Origin of the sequence: Steroidobacter gossypii, from assembly GCF_016801985.1 — a bacterium.
Taxonomy (GTDB): Bacteria; Pseudomonadota; Gammaproteobacteria; order Steroidobacterales; family Steroidobacteraceae; genus Steroidobacter; species Steroidobacter gossypii.
Window position 1 is genome coordinate 585822 of sequence record NZ_JAEVLS010000002.1, and the last position, 15597, is coordinate 601418.

Genomic DNA, 15597 nt, shown 5'->3' on the forward strand with positions numbered 1-15597 from the left:
GACTGGCTGTCGGCGTGCGACACCGACGCTTGCCGATTGACGGGTTCGTCGGCGATTCGAGGCGGAATGCCACCCTGTGACGTGTCCGGCCGGAACCAGCGGAATCGAGTCGTTGCGTGCAGTGGCGCGCACCTTCAAGAAATACTCGCTGCCGGCTTTGCGCACGAACGAGGGCATGGACAGCGTGAGCTCTTCCTCGCTGCGCGCTGCTGTCGTAAGCGCAGGGCCTTGAGCACGGGCAATGACGACGCCGTACTCAGCGATTTCTCAATCGAACGCAAAGCCGCTCAGATCGGCGGAAGTCATGTCGATTGATGACTTTCACTCGCCCCGGTCTGCATCCACCGCGACAAAGTGTACAGGTGCATAAACCCTTTACAACTCGTATACACTGCCGATTGGGCGTGCGATCCGGCTGGATGACGCCGCCACCGAACTCGATATCGCCGGTCGAATTGGGGCCGTACTCCCCGCCGTTGCCACAGTACCGACGGCCATCGGGCGTGTAGCGGTACATGCTCTGGTCCACCCAGTCCCACACGAATCCGCCTTGGAACTGGTCGAACGGTAGCTCCAAGGCGACATCGCGTTACTCACGTGCCTCGATGTCGCTCACCAGATACTTCATCTCGGCGATCTCGCTTGCTGTGATTCGATGATCTGGTCGGCCAGCCTGCGAACGCGACCATCCGAGATCTGGGGCTGTTTTCCGGTGCCTCGATCGATGTGACGGGGTTTACGGAACGCTCTGCCGGCGCGCACAGCGTCACGATAGATCGTGCTCTTTGCCAATCGCATGCCGCGGCGTTCTTGTTGAACGCCGCGGCTGCAAATCGCCGAGAAGGGGAGCGGAACGCGACGAAAGTTTGGAGTGTCCGGCCGGCCGATCAGGCGAAAAGGTTGACCTGCAGGCCGACAGGAACCTGCGGCAGATCTGACTCAGGCGGTACGGTCACCGCCATGCACTTCGCCTCGCCATGCTCCGGATTCCTGACCGTGCGATTCGATGAACTCCTTGAATCGCTCGAGATCGCCTTCGACCCGGCGGTCAGGCGCGTGTAGGGCATCTCCGATTTTCTCTACCATGCTTTCCGGTTCGAAACCCATTCGAACTCTGACTTCTGTCTCGCTCGTGCCGAGTGGTCGGAACTGGACTTCACCGGAATTGCCAGTACCCGCGACGCTGCGCCATGAGATGCGCTGGTCAGGAACTTGCTCGGTGATCTCAGCATCCCATTCTTTGTGCTTGCCTGCGATCTCAGCGACCCAATGCACATGGGTGTCGTCCAACTGACGAATCTCCTTGACACCCTTCATGAACTTCGGGAACTCCTCGAACTGGGTCCACTGGTTGTACGCCGTGTGAACTGGCACGCGAACATTGATCGACTTCTCGATGTAGTTGTCCATCTGATAGTGCTCCTAACAAGCTGTCCTGGGGAAGGGAAACGCCGCCGTCAAGCACAGCCGTGAGCGGCCTCACCGTTGCATCAAGCTCTCCAATCGCTGGGATCTGAAACGGTTCCAGATTTGAACGATGACAGTTAACTGCAGATAGTCCCGGCATCAACGTGGCGTCATCAATCATCCAGGCGGCGGATCCGGAGGTCTTTGAATTGAACGAGCGAGCCTTCGTGATGCGCTTGTAGCGCGATGTGGCCGCGAGGCTCGCGCGACGCCGATTGGAGCGATGCAACTCGCACACCGTTCAACTCGACTTCGATGATTGAACCCTGCACTAGGCAGTTGAATTCGTTCCACTCGCCGATCGGACGGGACGCTTTGCAGACGGCCGGTGACACTGTGTAAATGGCGCCAGTCATGTGATAAGCGCTTCCTTGAACGTTGCGCTCGGGGTCGAGACCGCGCTCGTCGATTTGGATCTCGTAGCCGCGGTCGATGGCAGGCTGAATCTCATCTTGCAGAGGTGGACAGCGAACGAAGATTCCTGAATTGTCCTCGAGTGATTGCACGCGCCAGCAAATCCTGAGCACAAGGTTTTCGTAAACCTGAGCGGCGTACCAAAGCAGGCCCGGTCCGCCACGACTCTCGATGACGCCCGGTTCCACAGGAGCAAACGATCCCCGACCGGCCATTCTCCAGCCGGAGAGATCCTGGAATGGCAGTGCTTGAAAGCTGTGAAGTGGCATGAGTGCTCCTCGTGAGTTCCGTCGGCAGTCAGCATGGACTGAAACGGTTGCGTGCTCTGTCCGCTCGCCTGACTACGGAAGACTAATGCAACAAGACACTCGGAAGTCGGGAACAAGCTCAGCTCGCGCACATTCAGGCTCTGCGCAGTGCACTCACATGAGGGATGGGCAGGATTGTGACGCCGAGGCCTCCGCGCCCGCAACCCAGAGTGAGCGCACGAGTCGATGATGCATCGTAGATCGAAGGAGCTATTGGCATGAAGGCAGTCGTATTTCATGGCGTGGGCGATATTCGATTGGACGACGTCCCGGAGCCAAAGATTCAAGAGCCGACCGATGCCATCGTCCGGCTGACCGCAAGCGCCATCTGTGGCACGGACCTGCACATGATCCGCGGCACGTTCACCGGCATGCAGGAAGGTACGATCCTCGGGCACGAAGGCGTCGGAGTCGTGGAAGAGCTTGGACCTATGGTGCGCAACTTGGAGGTCGGCGAACGCGTGGTTATCCCTTCAACGATTGCGTGCGGCTATTGCTCGTACTGTCGTGCCGGCTACTTCGCACAATGCGATACCGTGAATCCTCATGGGAAGCGCGCGGGTACTGCATTCTTTGGCGGTCCTACTGCGAGTGGCCCCTTTCATGGACTGCAGGCTGAGCGGGCACGAATCCCCTTCGCGCATGTGGGTTTGGTCAAATTGCCGGACGACGTCACGGACGACCAAGCCATATTGCTTTCGGATATTTTCCCCACGGGTTATTTCGGTGCGGAGCTTGCGGAGATTCGCGATGGCGACACGGTTGTCGTGTTTGGATGCGGACCTGTGGGACAGTTCGCGATCGCCAGCGCCAAGCTACTCGGTGCGGGCCGAGTGATCGCCGTCGACAAATATGACGACCGGCTCGCGATCGCTCGCAAGCAAGGAGCCGAGGTGGTCAATTTCGAGAAAGAAGATCCGATCGACGTGATCATCGAACTCACGGGCGGAATCGGCGCGGATCGCGCCATCGATGCTGTTGGTATCGATGCGATGCATCCGCACCACGGCCCCGCGGCAGACAAGGCGCGACAGCAAGAATCACAATTCAAAAAGGAAGTACAGTCGATTGCGCCGGAGCAGGCGGGTGATGGCAATTGGCGCCCTGGTGACGCGCCGAGCCAGGTGTTGCAGTGGTCTGTCGAGGCGCTCGCCAAGGCGGGAACACTGGCGATCATCGGTGTGTACTCGCCCGCCGCCAATGCATTTCCCATCGGCCAGGCAATGAACAAGAACCTGACCATCAAGATGGGCAACTGCCATCATCGCAAGTACATCCCGCACCTGATCGAGTTGGTGCGATCGGGCGTGATCGAACCTGAGCAGATACTTACGCAGATCGAGCCACTCGATAATGTGATCAGCGCCTATGAGGCGTTCGACAAGCGGCGCAGCGGCTGGACGAAGGTCGAACTCCTGCCGCATCCCTGAACTCGCGACTGAACTGTTCTGGAGCAATCGATGGCCGCACGAGCAGGTGAGACGGCGCGGGAGGCGGGTGATTTCCGTTGCCAGAAGTGTCACAAGCAGACTCATGTGACCAAGGGACACAACATTCCGAAGTGTCCGAACTGCGGCAGTGACTCGTACGATACCAGATACCACGAGCCTGGAAACAAATCATCCTGAACCGGAGACCACGATGTCCTCACAAACGACAGACCCCAGCCGGCGCGTGTTCATTGGTGGCGTAGGCATGGGTCTAATGGCGGGGCTTGGGTCGCCGGTCCTCGCGCAGAATACGTCTGGCACTCGTAAAGTGAGGGCGAGTGGGGCGGACCTGAGCAATCCAGCGCAGGCTTATCCCAAACCGCCGTTCCCGAAGCAGCAGCAAGAATGGCCGGGGCTCGTCAGCAAGATGCAGCCGCGTCCGGATCATGGCGAAGAGAGCTACAAAGGCTCGGGTCGGCTCGAAGGGCGCAAAGCGCTCATTACGGGCGGCGATTCCGGCATTGGCCGGGCAGCTGCAATCGCGTTCGCGCGCGAGGGTGCCGACGTGGCGATCAACTATCTGCCGGCGGAGGAGTCCGATGCGCAAGATGTGGTGCAGCTCATTCGCAAAGCAGGGCGCAGAGCTGTCGCGATCCCCGGCGATCTGCGCAGCGAGGCGTTCTGCCAGGATCTAATTGCGAGATCGGTTCGCGACCTTGGCGGCCTCGACATCCTGGTGAACAACGCCGCGCGTCAGCACGCCGTGGATGACATCGCGAAGATCACGACGGAACAGTTCGATGACACCTTGAAAACGAACGTGTATGCGATGTTCTGGTTGACGAAGGCAGCGTTGCCGCATCTGCCGTCGGGCGCAGCCATCATCAATACAACGTCTGTGGTTGCCTACGATCCGCCTGAAGGCCTCCTGGACTACTCGGCGACCAAGGCGGCAATCATGAATTTCACGAAAGGCCTCGCCAAACAGCTGGCACCGCGTGGCATCCGAGTGAATGGCGTTGCTCCTGGACCGGTATGGACTCCGTTGCAGCCGAGTGGTGGTCAGCAGCCGGAGAAATTGCCGCAGTTCGGCGCCGACACTCCGATAGGGCGCCCAGGGCAGCCCGCTGAGCTGGCGCCGCTATACGTGCTGCTCGCGTCTCAGGAGTCCAGCTACTCCACTGGACAAATATTTGGCGCTGTAGGCGGGCGAGGTGGGCCGTAGAATCCCGGCTGTTCCGTGACTAGTTCAGCTTGTGATCCGGAGAGAAGCCTGGCAGGTCATCTCGCCGCTTGAGGCCGGTAAGTGTGGCGTGGCTCGCTTCGTCCCTCTTAGCGAACACCGAATGCTGCTGCCGATTGTCCTATCCGGTGCGGCCTGACACTCGCAAGCTGTTATTCACATCCTTCACGCCGGCAAGCCTCTCTATCAGGGCCTCGGCACGGCGCTTTTCCTCCCGTGAGCTCACCGTTCCTGACAAGGTGACTTCGCACTCCGTTACGGTCACGTCAACGGTAGAGGCATCGATGCCATCGCGTGAACAAGAATCGCTCATCGGCGTTTCACATTCTTTGCGGATGCGGCTGGCTTGCCATTGAAATTGTACGAAGCTTGCTCCGCCGAGAGCGCCGCACATCGCTTCCTCAGGAGCTCATGCAGCTGACGGATCGCTGGTACGAACTGCTTTCGATGAGGACAGATCAGATTCAGCGGCGCCGCCTCGCCCGGCTGTTCCGGGAGCAACACCTTCAGCCGTCCGGCGCGCACGTCCTCGCAAACGTCCAGCCAGGACTTGTATGCGATGCCTTGCCCGGCAACCGCCCAGCGGCGCACGAGATCGCCGTCATCGCAGACGAAGTTGCCGGAGACGAGCAGGTCGCTCTGGCCGTTGCCATCGGGGAACACCCAGCGGTTGTAGACGGAGCCGCTCAACGAGTACAACAGGCATTGATGATGGAGCAGGTCCTCGAGCTTGCGGGGATAGCCGTGTTTCTCCAGATATGCAGGTGACGCAACCAGTACGCGGCGGTTCTCGGGTGCGAGCGGCAGCGAGATATAGCTTGCATCCTGGGTGCTGCCGTAACGGATGGCGACGTCCACCGGGTCACGAAAGATGTCGGTGACGAAATCGGATACGAACAGGCGCAGCGCCAGCTTCGGGTGAGCCTTTCGAAATTCGGTGATCCAGGGTAGCAGCACGTTGCGTCCCACGTCGGACGGGGCTGCGATCTGCAGCACACCGCCGAGCTCGTTCTTGTCGCCGTGCACCCGGTCGCGACCTTCCTCCAGCGTGGCTAGTACCTCTCTTGCATAAGGCAGGTACTGCTCGCCCTCAGCCGTCAGGCGAAGGCTTCGAGTGGAGCGTGCGAACAGGCGGATATCCAACTCGCGTTCCAGGCGCTGAATGGCGGCACTGACTTGGCCGGGCAGAAGGTCGGCTTCACGAGCGGCACGAGTGAAGCTGCCAAGTGCCGCTGTCCGCACGAACAGCGCCAAGTCATCGAGCCGGATCATTTTCATTCCTATAGTGAAAGTCTTCTCCGATTGTGCGCCTGTTTCCGCCGCGACCACCAGACCACGATACCGGCCTATCGAACGAGTCGTCTCGGCTCGCAAGCTGCCAAGGACCAAACGCCATGAAAGCCATCGTCTACAGTCAACACGGCCTGCCGCCGGAAGATTCGCGTTCATTGCACGAGATCGAGTTGCCTCAGCCCAGGCCAGGCCCGCGAGATCTACTGGTCGGAATCCGCGCCATCTCGGTGAATCCGGTCGACACCAAGGTGCGTACCAACGCGCCGACCCAGGCGCCTCGCGTGCTGGGCTGGGATGCTGTCGGCATCGTGGAGGCGATCGGCGAGCGGGTAAGTCTGTTCAAGCCGGGAGATCGCGTGTTCTATGCCGGGTCCATCGATCGCCCGGGCGCAAACGCCGAATACCACTTGGTGGATGAGCGGATCGCCGCACACGCGCCGACGACGCTGAATGACGCACAAGCTGCCGCCTTGCCGCTCACCTCGATCACGGCCTGGGAGCTTCTGTTCGACCGGTTGGGCATTGCTGAAGGCGGCGGAGACGGCGATACGCTGCTCATCATCGGCGCAGCCGGGGGCGTGGGTTCCATCCTCACTCAGCTGGCCCGGCAACTGACCCGACTTACGGTGATCGGCACCGCTTCTCGATCGCAGTCGCAGGAGTGGGTGAAGGAGCTGGGCGCACATCGTGTCATCGATCACAACCGCCCGCTCGCGCCGCAACTGCAGGAGATCGGGATTCCGCAGATTCAGTACGTTGCCAGCCTCACGCACACGAGCACGTACTACCCGCAGCTCATCGAGATCCTCGCGCCGCAGGGCAAGCTCGCCCTGATCGACGATCCTGCGTCGCTGGACGCGGTTCCGCTCAAGCGCAAAGCGATTTCTCTGCATTGGGAACTGATGTTCACGCGATCGACGTTCCAGACGCCGGACATGATTCGCCAGCACGACTTGCTGGAGCGGATCGCGAATCTGATTGACGCCGGCACCCTGCGCACGACGGTGAGCGAACACTTCGGCGCTATTACCGCGGAGAACCTGCGACGTGCCCATGGGCTGATCGAAAGTCATCAGGCGCGGGGCAAGATCGTGCTGGAGGGCTTCTGATCGACGGTTCATTGATGACGCGTTCCGATCCTGCATGAATCCCACGTCATCGAAAGTTCACCTTACAGTGGCGGCAACAGCATTCGCTGTTGCCGTGTGCACCTCTCGCAACCGATCGAGGACCAATCATGACCTTTCCACTACCCCTTCGTTGATCGTTGCGATCTTGGCGGCGGCGCGCGTCATCGCGGGCGAGCCCGCAATAACCGACGCTCGCGGACGCGGCGAGCAGCCGACACTCTCGCCATTCCGTCACACGCTGCGGATCTTTACGACTTCGAGCGTGCGTCGATCGAGCGGCTGGGCGCCGTCACGCGTCAGACCATCCATGGTGCGCAGAGCACGATGGCCAAGTGGGTATTCGCGAAAGGAGCCGTCGTTCCGCTACACACCATCCGAACGAACAGATCACGTGGGTCATGAAGGGCTCGGTCGAGGTGTTCTCGCAGGGCAAGCGGTTCTTCGTTTCCGCCGGACAGGTCATCGTCTTTCCGCGAACGTTCCGCACGAGTTTCGCGCGCTGGAGGACGGGACCGTCGACATCGATATTTTCACTCCGGTACGACAGGACTGGATCGACGGGACGGCGAGCTACCTCAAGTCGGGGCTTGAATGACAGTGCGGTGATTTCCTGCGGGCGGCGCAGGAATCGTTACGTCTATTGACGACTCACTGCAATTCGACACGCACAGTGCGCGGCGTGCGCAATGTCTCCATCTCGACAGCATGCCGGCAGAGTCGATCCTCTGGCTGTGCGATCATCGAACATCCGCCAGTCCAAGCTCGCCCTCCATTCTCGAAACCAACTACATCGCGAGCGTGTCCCGGATCACCCGGCGATTCCTATCCACGCCTTCCGTGCGCTGCTGTGCATGGTGAGCTTCAGTGCTTCACTAAAGCTGTTCATGGCAGGTGCTCGCAGCGTGAGTGCTGTCGCGTTCGTCGTCCGACAGTTTGTATCAATTGCACGTAGCGGCCCTGCCGGCATAGAAGCCGTGAGTCAAGCGCCTGGCATTACCATTCGACTTGACCACCACAATCGCGAGCGCCGTGCGGTCGGTCCCGCCTATACCAAGGGTGGATACAGCAACGGGCGATCGACCAGTATGCTGCATGGCCAAAGTCTGGGAGTGCACAGATGGCCGTATCGATCTCCAAGGGAACGCATCGCGCTGCTGCCGGTTGGATTGATTGCGCGCCGTTGGGGCGGTTGCCGGAAACCTTGGAGCTTCTCGCCACGAGAGCCGGTGCCGAGACAGGCAAACCATTGTACAACGCAGGCGATGCCGCCGATTCGTGGTATCGACTCCTCACGGGAGCGGCCTGCGAATGCGTTCTGACGGCGGACGGACGACGACAGATCGTCAACTTTCTGTTGCCGGGCGATCTGTTTGGGTTCTGTGCGCGATCCAGGCATGAATTCTCGGTTGAGATCATCGTCGATGGCACGGCCTTCGCACGCTACCCCCGACGTCAGGCCGAGGAGTTGGCGTCTGCGGACGCTGAAGTCGCTAGCGCGATACGACAGCGAGCCTTCGAGTCGATATCGCGCCTGCAAGCGCGCATGGTCCTGCTAGGCCGCACCAACGCCCTGGAAAAAGTAAGTGCATTCCTTCTCGAGATGGCCGAGCGGCCCTCGGTAGGAATCGGCGATGATCTCGTGCTACCGATGTCCCGATACGAGATCGCCGATTACCTGGCGATGGCCGTGGAGACGGTGAGCCGTGCCATCACCACATTGAAAGCCCAAGGCGCGATCACGCTGGCGAACTCGCGGCAGGTGCGGATCACTGATCGTCTCGCACTCGAGCATGCCTCGGCAGAGTCGCGGCGGAGAAGTTCACTCGCGCCGACCGATGCATCAGGCAGGGTGTCACGGACCGTCAAGCTGTACACGTCCAGCTTCGCCTCTCAAGAGCGAGCGACGAGCGTCCGCCACGCCGGATAAGTCAGCCTTCGCCGATCGGCCGCTCACGAGTTTCGTCGATTCCCTCGCCGTTTTCGTTACGTCGCGATTCGGAACTGGGTATCCAAGGCTGCAGCCCGGCAGCGGACATGCGTGCAACCATCAACACCAGGCCGGCAAGCGACGCCGCGGACATCTTGCTCATGACGTGCCTGCGGTGAATCTTCACTGTGATCTCGCTCACGCCAAGCTCGGCCGCGACCTGCTTATTCCGCTTGCCGTCGAGAATTCCAGCCAGAACCTGCCTTTCGCGTGCGGTCAGCGCAGCACACCGCGAGCGCAGTACATCCAGCTCTTTAGTGTGTCGCTGCGAGTACTGGTTCGAACGCAACGCTTGGTCCACGGCGTCGAGCAGCTTCTGATCGTGAACCGGCTTGGGCAGGAACTCGACGGCACCGCCCTTCATGGCCCGGACGGTCATCGGTATGTTGCCGTGTCCGGTGATGAAGATGATGGGAATGGCGTTACCCGCCGAGCGCAACGTCCTCTGCAAGTCCAGTCCGCTCATGCCGGGCAGCCGGACATCGAGAACCAGACAGCCGTTACTGCTGTGACAGTGCCGGGACAGGAAATCCGCCGGTGACTCGAAGGCCTGGACTCGGTGCCCCGCCGAGCGGATCAGGCTACCCAGCGCGATGCGCGGTGGATTGGCACAGCCAGGCAAGCTCCGATTCTGGGCGTGTGAACGGAACCGCCGCGTTGATCGCAATCAACAGCGGGGGGCACAGGTCGTTCTCATATGCTCCTCCACAAGGCTCGTCCTCGCGTCACGTCGATGGACTCTAGCGTCGGGACATTCGACGCTTCGGCGCGGGACGCAAATCCGGCTTCGCCTTCATCGACGAGGCGAGCATGGAGGCGCAAGGCCCCACTTGAAGCAACTTCGCGCCGTGCTTCGCGGTCGTCTTGAGCGCTTGCTCGATCAGAACGTAAGTGCCCAGGACGCGTTGACGATACGGTTTGAGAGAGTGGTTCTCCACGAAGACCGTGGGAAGCCGGCGCAAATCGCCATAACCAGTCGAAGTTCGCGCGCGCCCCGGGCGCATGCGTATGCCCTTTTCGGGAGCGCGTGCATCGATCGCGCTGATATATGGCGCGGGCAGATGGCCGTTGGCTTCCAGGGCTCGCTCGACTTCGGGGCGGAACACCTTGTCCAGCCACTCGCCGCCCGCCGGGCTGCGCGCGTTGCGGCCGCCCCAGCCAGGAAACGAAAAGGTGATGTCATGAACATGGTCGACACCGTCGGTCACATGGATGTCGAGATAGAGATCAGGATACGATGCGACCCGCAAGCACCGGGTGCTCACGGCGGGAAGCAACACTCATGCCTATGCCAACAACAGCAATGTGAAGAGAACCATGGGTGTGGAGTAGAATGAAGAAATGAACGTCGGTGCTATAGAGACGCGCTTCGCCTCATATCTGGATACATCTCGGACGCTGCGGGATATAGAGCCATTTCTTCGAACGTATATCAGGCTGCTTTTTTTGTTCAAAGAGGAGATTCCGCAGAAGGCATTGGGCGTCCTGCAGGAACGACAGAAGCAATTGCGTGGAGAGGATTTCAAGGAGCAGGGAATTGAGGAGCTCAGGAGCGCGAGTCTCACGAACTTGAACCGAGACCTCAGAAACAATGCCGGCGCGACAAGAGAAGCGATGCTAAACAGGATGCTGTTCTGTGCGTTGGTTGACTCTGAAGAAACCGATTTCTTCTACCTGACAGAACCAATCTTCGAGTATGTGCGGATAATGGATGTCTCACCCATTGAGCTGACAAAAATATTGGAGTCGGAGTTTATTGGATTCAAGATCGAAAGTTGATTCGCTGCAAAGGCGAGAAGGCTGGCGAGGCTGGACCGCCGACCCAAGTCGTAGTGAAGCGACCATGACAGTGGCTCAGACCGGCGTCATAGATTGGTTGGGAATCGATAACACCGGACACGTTTGTCTAGCCGTTGTGGATGACCTCGACTGGAGCGATGAGCACGATCACCTGCTGATTTTACAGGAGACGCTCAACACCCACTTGGCGTTCATCGAGAGCGGCGAGTTCTTTGAACGTCTTGTTGAAGAGTTGACCGTCGTGTCCCGCACAGAATCGGCTTGGTGTGTCCATGCAGACACTGCGAGCGCCTTGAGCATCTCGCGATGTCCAGGAATGGCTAGGCCACACCTGCGGACGGAAGCTACGTAGCCGATCTGGTGGAGATGGGGAGACACATGCCGACTGACGCGCCTTGGCTTCGGGGAAATACGAACCGGCCAGGCGCCAGTCTTCAGAGTTGGTACACGAGTGCGTTGTGCCAATTCTGTACCAGCTATAATGTGATTTACTCCCAGACTTCCAAGCGGAGTCGCTGCAGTAGATGCTCGGAGTTCTCTAGAGTTCAATGAGTTCCGATCCGCGAAGACTCCCAGAGCTTGATTTGTCGGTCCAGTCTCGACCACACCGACAGCCGAGAAAAAATCGATTTGTATGAACGAGTTAGATCGCCGCATCTCTATTGCTCCGATGATGGACTACACCGACCGCCACTGTCGGTATTTCCTGCGCCTGCTCAGCCCCGACACTCTTCTTTACACGGAGATGCTCACCTCTGCCGCGCTGGTTCGTGGCGACGGGGCGCGGCTGCTCTCTTATGACCAGGCGGAGCACCCGGTGGCCCTGCAGCTTGGCGGCAGCGATCCGAAAGAGTTGGCGCTGGCGGCCCGCATGGGAGAGCAGGCGGGGTATGACGAGATCAACCTGAACTGCGGTTGCCCGAGCGATCGCGTGCAGAGTGGGCGATTTGGGGCTTGTTTGATGGGAGAGCCGGCGCTCGTGGCGGAGTGTGTGAGCGCGATGCGTGCGGTGGTCAAGGTGCCCGTGACAGTGAAGTGTCGCATCGGCATTGAGCCCATGCCGCGAGCGGCTGATGAATTCGAGTTCTTGAAGCAGTTCATCGCGACCGTGGCGAGCGCGGGCTGTGATGTGTTCGTCGTGCATGCGCGTAAGGCGATCCTCAAGGGGCTCAGCCCGAAAGAGAATCGCGAGATTCCGCCGTTGAAGTACGACGTTGCGGTTGCGTTGCGCGTGGAGTTTCCGAACCTCACATTCGTGCTCAACGGTGGGATCCGCACCGTTGAAGAAGTGCAGAGGCATCTACAAACATTCCATGGCGTGATGATCGGGCGCGAGGCCTATCAGAATCCGTACTTGCTGGCGCAGCTTCAGCAGGCGGTGTTCGATCCGGGTTGGAATCTGCCGACGCGCGAGCAAGTGATCGAACAATATGCGGACTATGTTCGCAGCCGACTGGCTGAGGGACACCGATTGCGCAGCATGGTGAAGCATGTGCAAGGACTGTACGCCGGCCTGCCCAGGGTGCGATCGTGGCGAAGATTCATTTCTGAAGGGGCAGGTCGACCCGACGCCGGAGCGAACCTGCTGACAGAAGCCTTGCGCATCGTGCAAGCCGCCTAATCAACAGGCGGTACCGTCTACGACGAACCGGGCGCCGCCATTCGAGCGCGGCACATGGTTGGCAAAAGGCCCGCGAATCGGCCGCGTTCGTCGATGGGAACGATCTCTTCAGTGCTCGCTCGGAATCCTGGCGGCAAAGTGTGGTCGTTAAAAGACCCACCCGGAATTCTGCGGGTGGGTCTTCCGGTCTTCCGTCGTCAGTCTACAAGTCAACGATTGAACGGCACCGGCGCGAGCCGACCGAAATTCCCCTGCTTGGTGGCGGCGAGATACGCGGCGACCGCGTAGGCCGCGACGCTTTGGTCGAGAACTTTGGCGTCGACCTTGGCGAGGGTGTCGTTCATCGTGTGGTGAACGTCGAAGTACAGGCTCGCATCGAGCACGGGATCCAGCACCGGCACGCCGAGGGAGCGGAGCGGGCCGAGGTCGGCACCGCCGGAGGCGGTGTTGCTGCCGCCTTCGATGACCAGCGGCTCCATGGCTTTGCGCATCTTTTCGATCGCGCCGAGCGATTCGGGGGCGACCTGAGTGTCGAGGCGCACGACGGGGCCGATGCCAGTGTCGGCTTCCATCGCGAGCACGTGACGATTGTGCTCATCGCCTATCTGGCGCGCATATTCCTTCGCGCCCGACAAACCGAATTCTTCGTTAGCGAACAGCACCACCCGAATGGTGCGCGAGGGCTTGCGGTCGAGTCGCGAAATCAAGCGAGCGGCTTCGACCACGATCGCTACGCCAGCGCCATCGTCCAGTGCGCCTTGCCCCAGATCCCACGAATCCAGATGAGCGCCCAGCAACACGATTTCGTTGGCGCGATCGGTGCCGGGAATTTCGCCGATCACATTGGCCGACCACGCGGGCGGCAGCTCGCGAGCGGTGGATTTGAGGCGCAGGCGCACCTGTTTGTTCGCTTTGACCTGACGTGACAGCGTATCGGCATCCGGATTCGACAGTGAGAAGGCGGGAATGCGCGGGGCATTCACGTCGTACTGCATTCGCCCCGTGTGCGCGAAGCGCTCGTCGGAGGTGCCGACGGAACGGATGACGAGCGCGACGGCGCCGAGATTCGCGGCAACGCTCGCGCCTTGCACACGATTCTTGACGATCTTGCCGTAGCCCGAGCCGTCCTTGGTGCGCTCCATGCGCTCGTTGATGAACACGATCTTGTTCTTCACGTCGCCGGCCTGAGCCGCGCTCAGCGCGTCCAGTGTGGCGAACTCAACCACTGCGGCCTCGATGCCGTCTTCGGGCGTGCCGATGCTGCCGCCGAGGGTGGCCGCAACTAGCGGCTGGCCCGCGGGGCCCAGCAAAGTGACCTCGGTGCTGCCTCGAATCCAGCGTGGCACCAGCACGTCCTGGGTGCGCACGCCGGTAAAGCCCAGTTTGCCCAGCCGGTTCATGGCCCAGCGGACCGCAGCTTCGTCGCCCGCGGACCCCGCCAAACGAGGGCCCACCTCGGTGACCAGCGAGCTCACGTGCTCGTAGGCCGAGGTGCCTTTGAGCGCGCGGTCGCGCAGGGCGGCTGCCGTGGCGAGGTCCGCCTCGGTCCAGTCGGCCACTGGCGTGGATTGGGCGGAGGCCGGGCGGACTTGCCCGGCCAGAATCGCCAAAAGCGCCAAAAATATGGCGCAAAAACCAGCCGTGGAACGCCCAGAGCGGGTGGTGAGGGGAACCATTTCGTGCATCCGAACTCCTTGTTGCCCCCTGTGGCCCCATCTAAAGCATGGATCCAGCAGGGTTATGTAGCGTTGTCGTATATACTTCCGCCTACGCCCGGCGATGGGGCGCACGGCCGGTACCAAGCAGAACAGCAAGGATACCAATGGGCGGCGACGAGGCGGGGAGACGACGATGAGCGCCAAGAGGTCATGGGAAAGGACATCGAACTAGCCATCCTGTTTGCCGATGTGGTCGGCAGCACGCGAATTTACGAAGTCATGGGCGACTTGCGCGCCCGGGACATGATCCTGACCTGCGTGGAAATCATGCGGGCCGCCACCGAGCACAACCACGGCACGGTCATCAAGACCATCGGCGACGAGATCATGGCGACGTTCCCGACGGCGAACGACGCGATCAATGCCGGCAGCCGCATGCAGCACGACATTCGCATCCATGCCGAGCTCAAGGTCGAGGGCCAGCCCATCGCGATTCGCATCGGCGGTCACTTCGGGCCAGTGGTGCTCGAGAATCGCGATATCTTCGGCGCGGCGGTCCACACCGCGAACCGCATGACCAGTCAGGCCAAGGCCGGGCAGATCATGATCACCAGCGCCATGGTCGAGCGGCTCGCGCCGGAGTGGCAGTCGGCGGTTCGGCAGATCGACGTGGCCACGCTCAAGGGCAAGACCAGCGAAGACGAATTGTTCGAGGTGCTGTGGCAGAAGGAAGACGCCACCAGCATGTTGCCCGCGATCGCACTCGGCGCCGCGGCGGCCAGTCGCGACAAGCAGCGCTCGCGGCGTTTGCGTTTGCGCTTCCAGGGGCAGGAGATCGTGGTCGACGAGAGTCGCGCCAACATCGCCATCGGTCGCGCTGAAGAAAACGACATCGTGGTGAAGGGCAACCTGATCTCGCGCCTGCACGCCAAGATCGAACTGGTCCGCAACAAGTTTCAACTGGTGGACCAGAGCACCAACGGCACGTTCGTTACCACGCGCGAGGGCGAAGAGGCCTTCGTTCGTCGCGACACGATGCAGTTGAAGGGGGAGGGGCTGATCGGCTTCGGTCGCGTCCCGGAGAATAATTCGTCGCTGACCGTGCGTTACGTCTGCGAAGAGTAGAGTAGCGCCCTCGACGCCGCGGCCTGGGCGGGCATTCAGCCCGCCGTCATCAAATTGCAATAAAAGATTCGCGGCCCCGCGCATGCGCGGCAGTGCCTTAAGTTCGCATACTGTTAAACGG

17 protein-coding genes are annotated in these 15597 nt (G+C 60.6%); 9 read left to right on the forward strand and 8 right to left on the reverse strand.

Going from position 1 to position 15597, the window contains the following annotated elements; translation table 11 throughout:
- Positions 1 to 256: 256 nt before the first annotated feature.
- The 3 genes from JM946_RS31565 to JM946_RS09715 all read right to left on the reverse strand — a co-directional run bounded on the left by JM946_RS31565 (position 257) and on the right by JM946_RS09715 (position 2150).
- Positions 257 to 577, reverse strand: a complete 321-nt coding sequence (locus JM946_RS31565; protein WP_203167093.1) for a glycoside hydrolase family 2 TIM barrel-domain containing protein — start codon at positions 575 to 577, stop codon at positions 257 to 259.
- A 362-nt stretch (positions 578 to 939) separates the two neighbouring features.
- The gene (locus JM946_RS09710) at positions 940 to 1410 is read right to left on the reverse strand and encodes an SRPBCC family protein (RefSeq protein ID WP_203167094.1); all 471 of its coding nucleotides are present in this window, start codon (positions 1408 to 1410) and stop codon (positions 940 to 942) included.
- A 170-nt stretch (positions 1411 to 1580) separates the two neighbouring features.
- A complete protein-coding gene (locus tag JM946_RS09715; RefSeq protein WP_203167095.1) occupies positions 1581 to 2150 on the reverse strand; it encodes a 3-keto-disaccharide hydrolase in 570 nt (189 codons plus the stop codon).
- Positions 2151 to 2407: 257 nt separating this feature from the next.
- Between JM946_RS09715 and JM946_RS09720 the strand changes: the two genes are divergently transcribed.
- Genes JM946_RS09720 through JM946_RS09730 form a run of 3 tightly spaced genes read left to right on the forward strand, consistent with a single transcriptional unit; the run spans position 2408 to position 4844 of the window.
- Positions 2408 to 3619, forward strand: coding sequence for a zinc-dependent alcohol dehydrogenase (locus JM946_RS09720; RefSeq protein WP_269140961.1), 1212 nt, complete (start codon positions 2408 to 2410; stop codon positions 3617 to 3619).
- 30 nt (positions 3620 to 3649) lie between these two features.
- Entirely contained in the window at positions 3650 to 3817 is a 168-nt protein-coding gene (locus tag JM946_RS31570; RefSeq protein WP_203167097.1) for a zinc ribbon-containing protein, read from the forward strand.
- A gap of 13 nt (positions 3818 to 3830) precedes the next feature.
- Positions 3831 to 4844 (forward strand): SDR family oxidoreductase, encoded by a 1014-nt coding sequence (locus JM946_RS09730; RefSeq protein ID WP_230979585.1) that lies wholly within the window; start codon positions 3831 to 3833, stop codon positions 4842 to 4844.
- Between the two features lie 139 nt (positions 4845 to 4983).
- On the opposite strand, the gene JM946_RS31575 is transcribed toward JM946_RS09730, so the two are convergent.
- Both JM946_RS31575 and JM946_RS09740 read right to left on the reverse strand, forming a co-directional pair.
- On the reverse strand, positions 4984 to 5256 hold the full coding sequence (locus JM946_RS31575; RefSeq protein ID WP_407700512.1) for a BON domain-containing protein: 273 nt from the start codon (positions 5254 to 5256) through the stop codon (positions 4984 to 4986).
- Positions 5172 to 6134 carry a LysR family transcriptional regulator gene (locus JM946_RS09740; RefSeq protein ID WP_203167099.1) on the reverse strand — a complete coding sequence of 321 codons (963 nt, stop codon included), beginning with the start codon at positions 6132 to 6134 and terminating at the stop codon, positions 5172 to 5174. Before JM946_RS09740 ends, JM946_RS31575 begins: the two co-directional genes overlap by 85 nt.
- 122 nt (positions 6135 to 6256) lie before the next feature.
- On the opposite strand from JM946_RS09740, the gene JM946_RS09745 reads away from it, so the two are divergent.
- Entirely contained in the window at positions 6257 to 7264 is a 1008-nt protein-coding gene (locus JM946_RS09745) for a zinc-binding alcohol dehydrogenase family protein (protein WP_203167100.1), read from the forward strand.
- 1138 nt (positions 7265 to 8402) lie between these two features.
- Positions 8403 to 9212, forward strand: a complete 810-nt coding sequence (locus JM946_RS09755) for a helix-turn-helix domain-containing protein (protein WP_203167102.1) — start codon at positions 8403 to 8405, stop codon at positions 9210 to 9212.
- Between the two features lies 1 nt (position 9213).
- Here JM946_RS09755 and JM946_RS09760 read toward each other — a convergent pair whose 3' ends face one another.
- Together JM946_RS09760 and JM946_RS09765 are read right to left on the reverse strand one after the other, a co-directional pair.
- Entirely contained in the window at positions 9214 to 9939 is a 726-nt protein-coding gene (locus tag JM946_RS09760; protein WP_322110919.1) for a response regulator transcription factor, read from the reverse strand.
- 73 nt (positions 9940 to 10012) lie between these two features.
- Positions 10013 to 10537, reverse strand: coding sequence for a M14 family metallopeptidase (locus tag JM946_RS09765; RefSeq protein WP_203167104.1), 525 nt, complete (start codon positions 10535 to 10537; stop codon positions 10013 to 10015).
- 76 nt (positions 10538 to 10613) lie between these two features.
- On the opposite strand from JM946_RS09765, the gene JM946_RS09770 reads away from it, so the two are divergent.
- From JM946_RS09770 to dusA, 3 genes are all read left to right on the forward strand, one after another.
- Complete coding sequence (locus tag JM946_RS09770) at positions 10614 to 11051, forward strand: hypothetical protein (RefSeq protein ID WP_203167105.1); 438 nt, start codon at positions 10614 to 10616, stop codon at positions 11049 to 11051.
- A gap of 64 nt (positions 11052 to 11115) precedes the next feature.
- Positions 11116 to 11424: a DUF6572 domain-containing protein gene (locus tag JM946_RS31580; protein WP_407700513.1), complete on the forward strand. Its 309-nt coding sequence runs from the start codon at positions 11116 to 11118 to the stop codon at positions 11422 to 11424.
- Between the two features lie 282 nt (positions 11425 to 11706).
- A complete protein-coding gene (gene dusA / locus JM946_RS09775) occupies positions 11707 to 12693 on the forward strand; it encodes a tRNA dihydrouridine(20/20a) synthase DusA (RefSeq protein ID WP_203167106.1) in 987 nt (328 codons plus the stop codon).
- 209 nt (positions 12694 to 12902) lie between these two features.
- Here the strand turns inward: dusA and JM946_RS09780 are convergent, their stop codons facing one another.
- On the reverse strand, positions 12903 to 14252 hold the full coding sequence (locus JM946_RS09780) for a M20/M25/M40 family metallo-hydrolase (RefSeq protein ID WP_203167107.1): 1350 nt from the start codon (positions 14250 to 14252) through the stop codon (positions 12903 to 12905).
- A gap of 309 nt (positions 14253 to 14561) precedes the next feature.
- Here JM946_RS09780 and JM946_RS09785 point away from each other — a divergent pair, with 309 nt between their 5' ends.
- Positions 14562 to 15476: an adenylate/guanylate cyclase domain-containing protein gene (locus JM946_RS09785; RefSeq protein ID WP_203167108.1), complete on the forward strand. Its 915-nt coding sequence runs from the start codon at positions 14562 to 14564 to the stop codon at positions 15474 to 15476.
- The last annotated feature ends 121 nt before the right edge of the window (positions 15477 to 15597 follow it).

What these genes read in the sequence shown, in the direction of transcription:
- JM946_RS09755 (WP_203167102.1), top strand. Translation starts at nt 8,403, where the DNA reads ATGGCCGTATCGATCTCCAAGGGAACGCATCGCGCTGCTGCCGGTTGG.
- dusA (WP_203167106.1), top strand. Translation starts at nt 11,707, where the DNA reads ATGAACGAGTTAGATCGCCGCATCTCTATTGCTCCGATGATGGACTAC.
- JM946_RS09770 (WP_203167105.1), top strand. Translation starts at nt 10,614, where the DNA reads ATGAACGTCGGTGCTATAGAGACGCGCTTCGCCTCATATCTGGATACA.
- JM946_RS09720 (WP_269140961.1), top strand. Translation starts at nt 2,408, where the DNA reads ATGAAGGCAGTCGTATTTCATGGCGTGGGCGATATTCGATTGGACGAC.
- JM946_RS31570 (WP_203167097.1), top strand. Translation starts at nt 3,650, where the DNA reads ATGGCCGCACGAGCAGGTGAGACGGCGCGGGAGGCGGGTGATTTCCGT.
- JM946_RS31575 (WP_407700512.1), bottom strand. Translation starts at nt 5,256, where the DNA reads ATGTGCGGCGCTCTCGGCGGAGCAAGCTTCGTACAATTTCAATGGCAA.
- JM946_RS09710 (WP_203167094.1), bottom strand. Translation starts at nt 1,410, where the DNA reads ATGGACAACTACATCGAGAAGTCGATCAATGTTCGCGTGCCAGTTCAC.
- JM946_RS09730 (WP_230979585.1), top strand. Translation starts at nt 3,831, where the DNA reads ATGTCCTCACAAACGACAGACCCCAGCCGGCGCGTGTTCATTGGTGGC.
- JM946_RS31580 (WP_407700513.1), top strand. Translation starts at nt 11,116, where the DNA reads ATGACAGTGGCTCAGACCGGCGTCATAGATTGGTTGGGAATCGATAAC.
- JM946_RS09745 (WP_203167100.1), top strand. Translation starts at nt 6,257, where the DNA reads ATGAAAGCCATCGTCTACAGTCAACACGGCCTGCCGCCGGAAGATTCG.
- JM946_RS09785 (WP_203167108.1), top strand. Translation starts at nt 14,562, where the DNA reads ATGGGAAAGGACATCGAACTAGCCATCCTGTTTGCCGATGTGGTCGGC.
- JM946_RS09715 (WP_203167095.1), bottom strand. Translation starts at nt 2,150, where the DNA reads ATGCCACTTCACAGCTTTCAAGCACTGCCATTCCAGGATCTCTCCGGC.
- JM946_RS09740 (WP_203167099.1), bottom strand. Translation starts at nt 6,134, where the DNA reads ATGATCCGGCTCGATGACTTGGCGCTGTTCGTGCGGACAGCGGCACTT.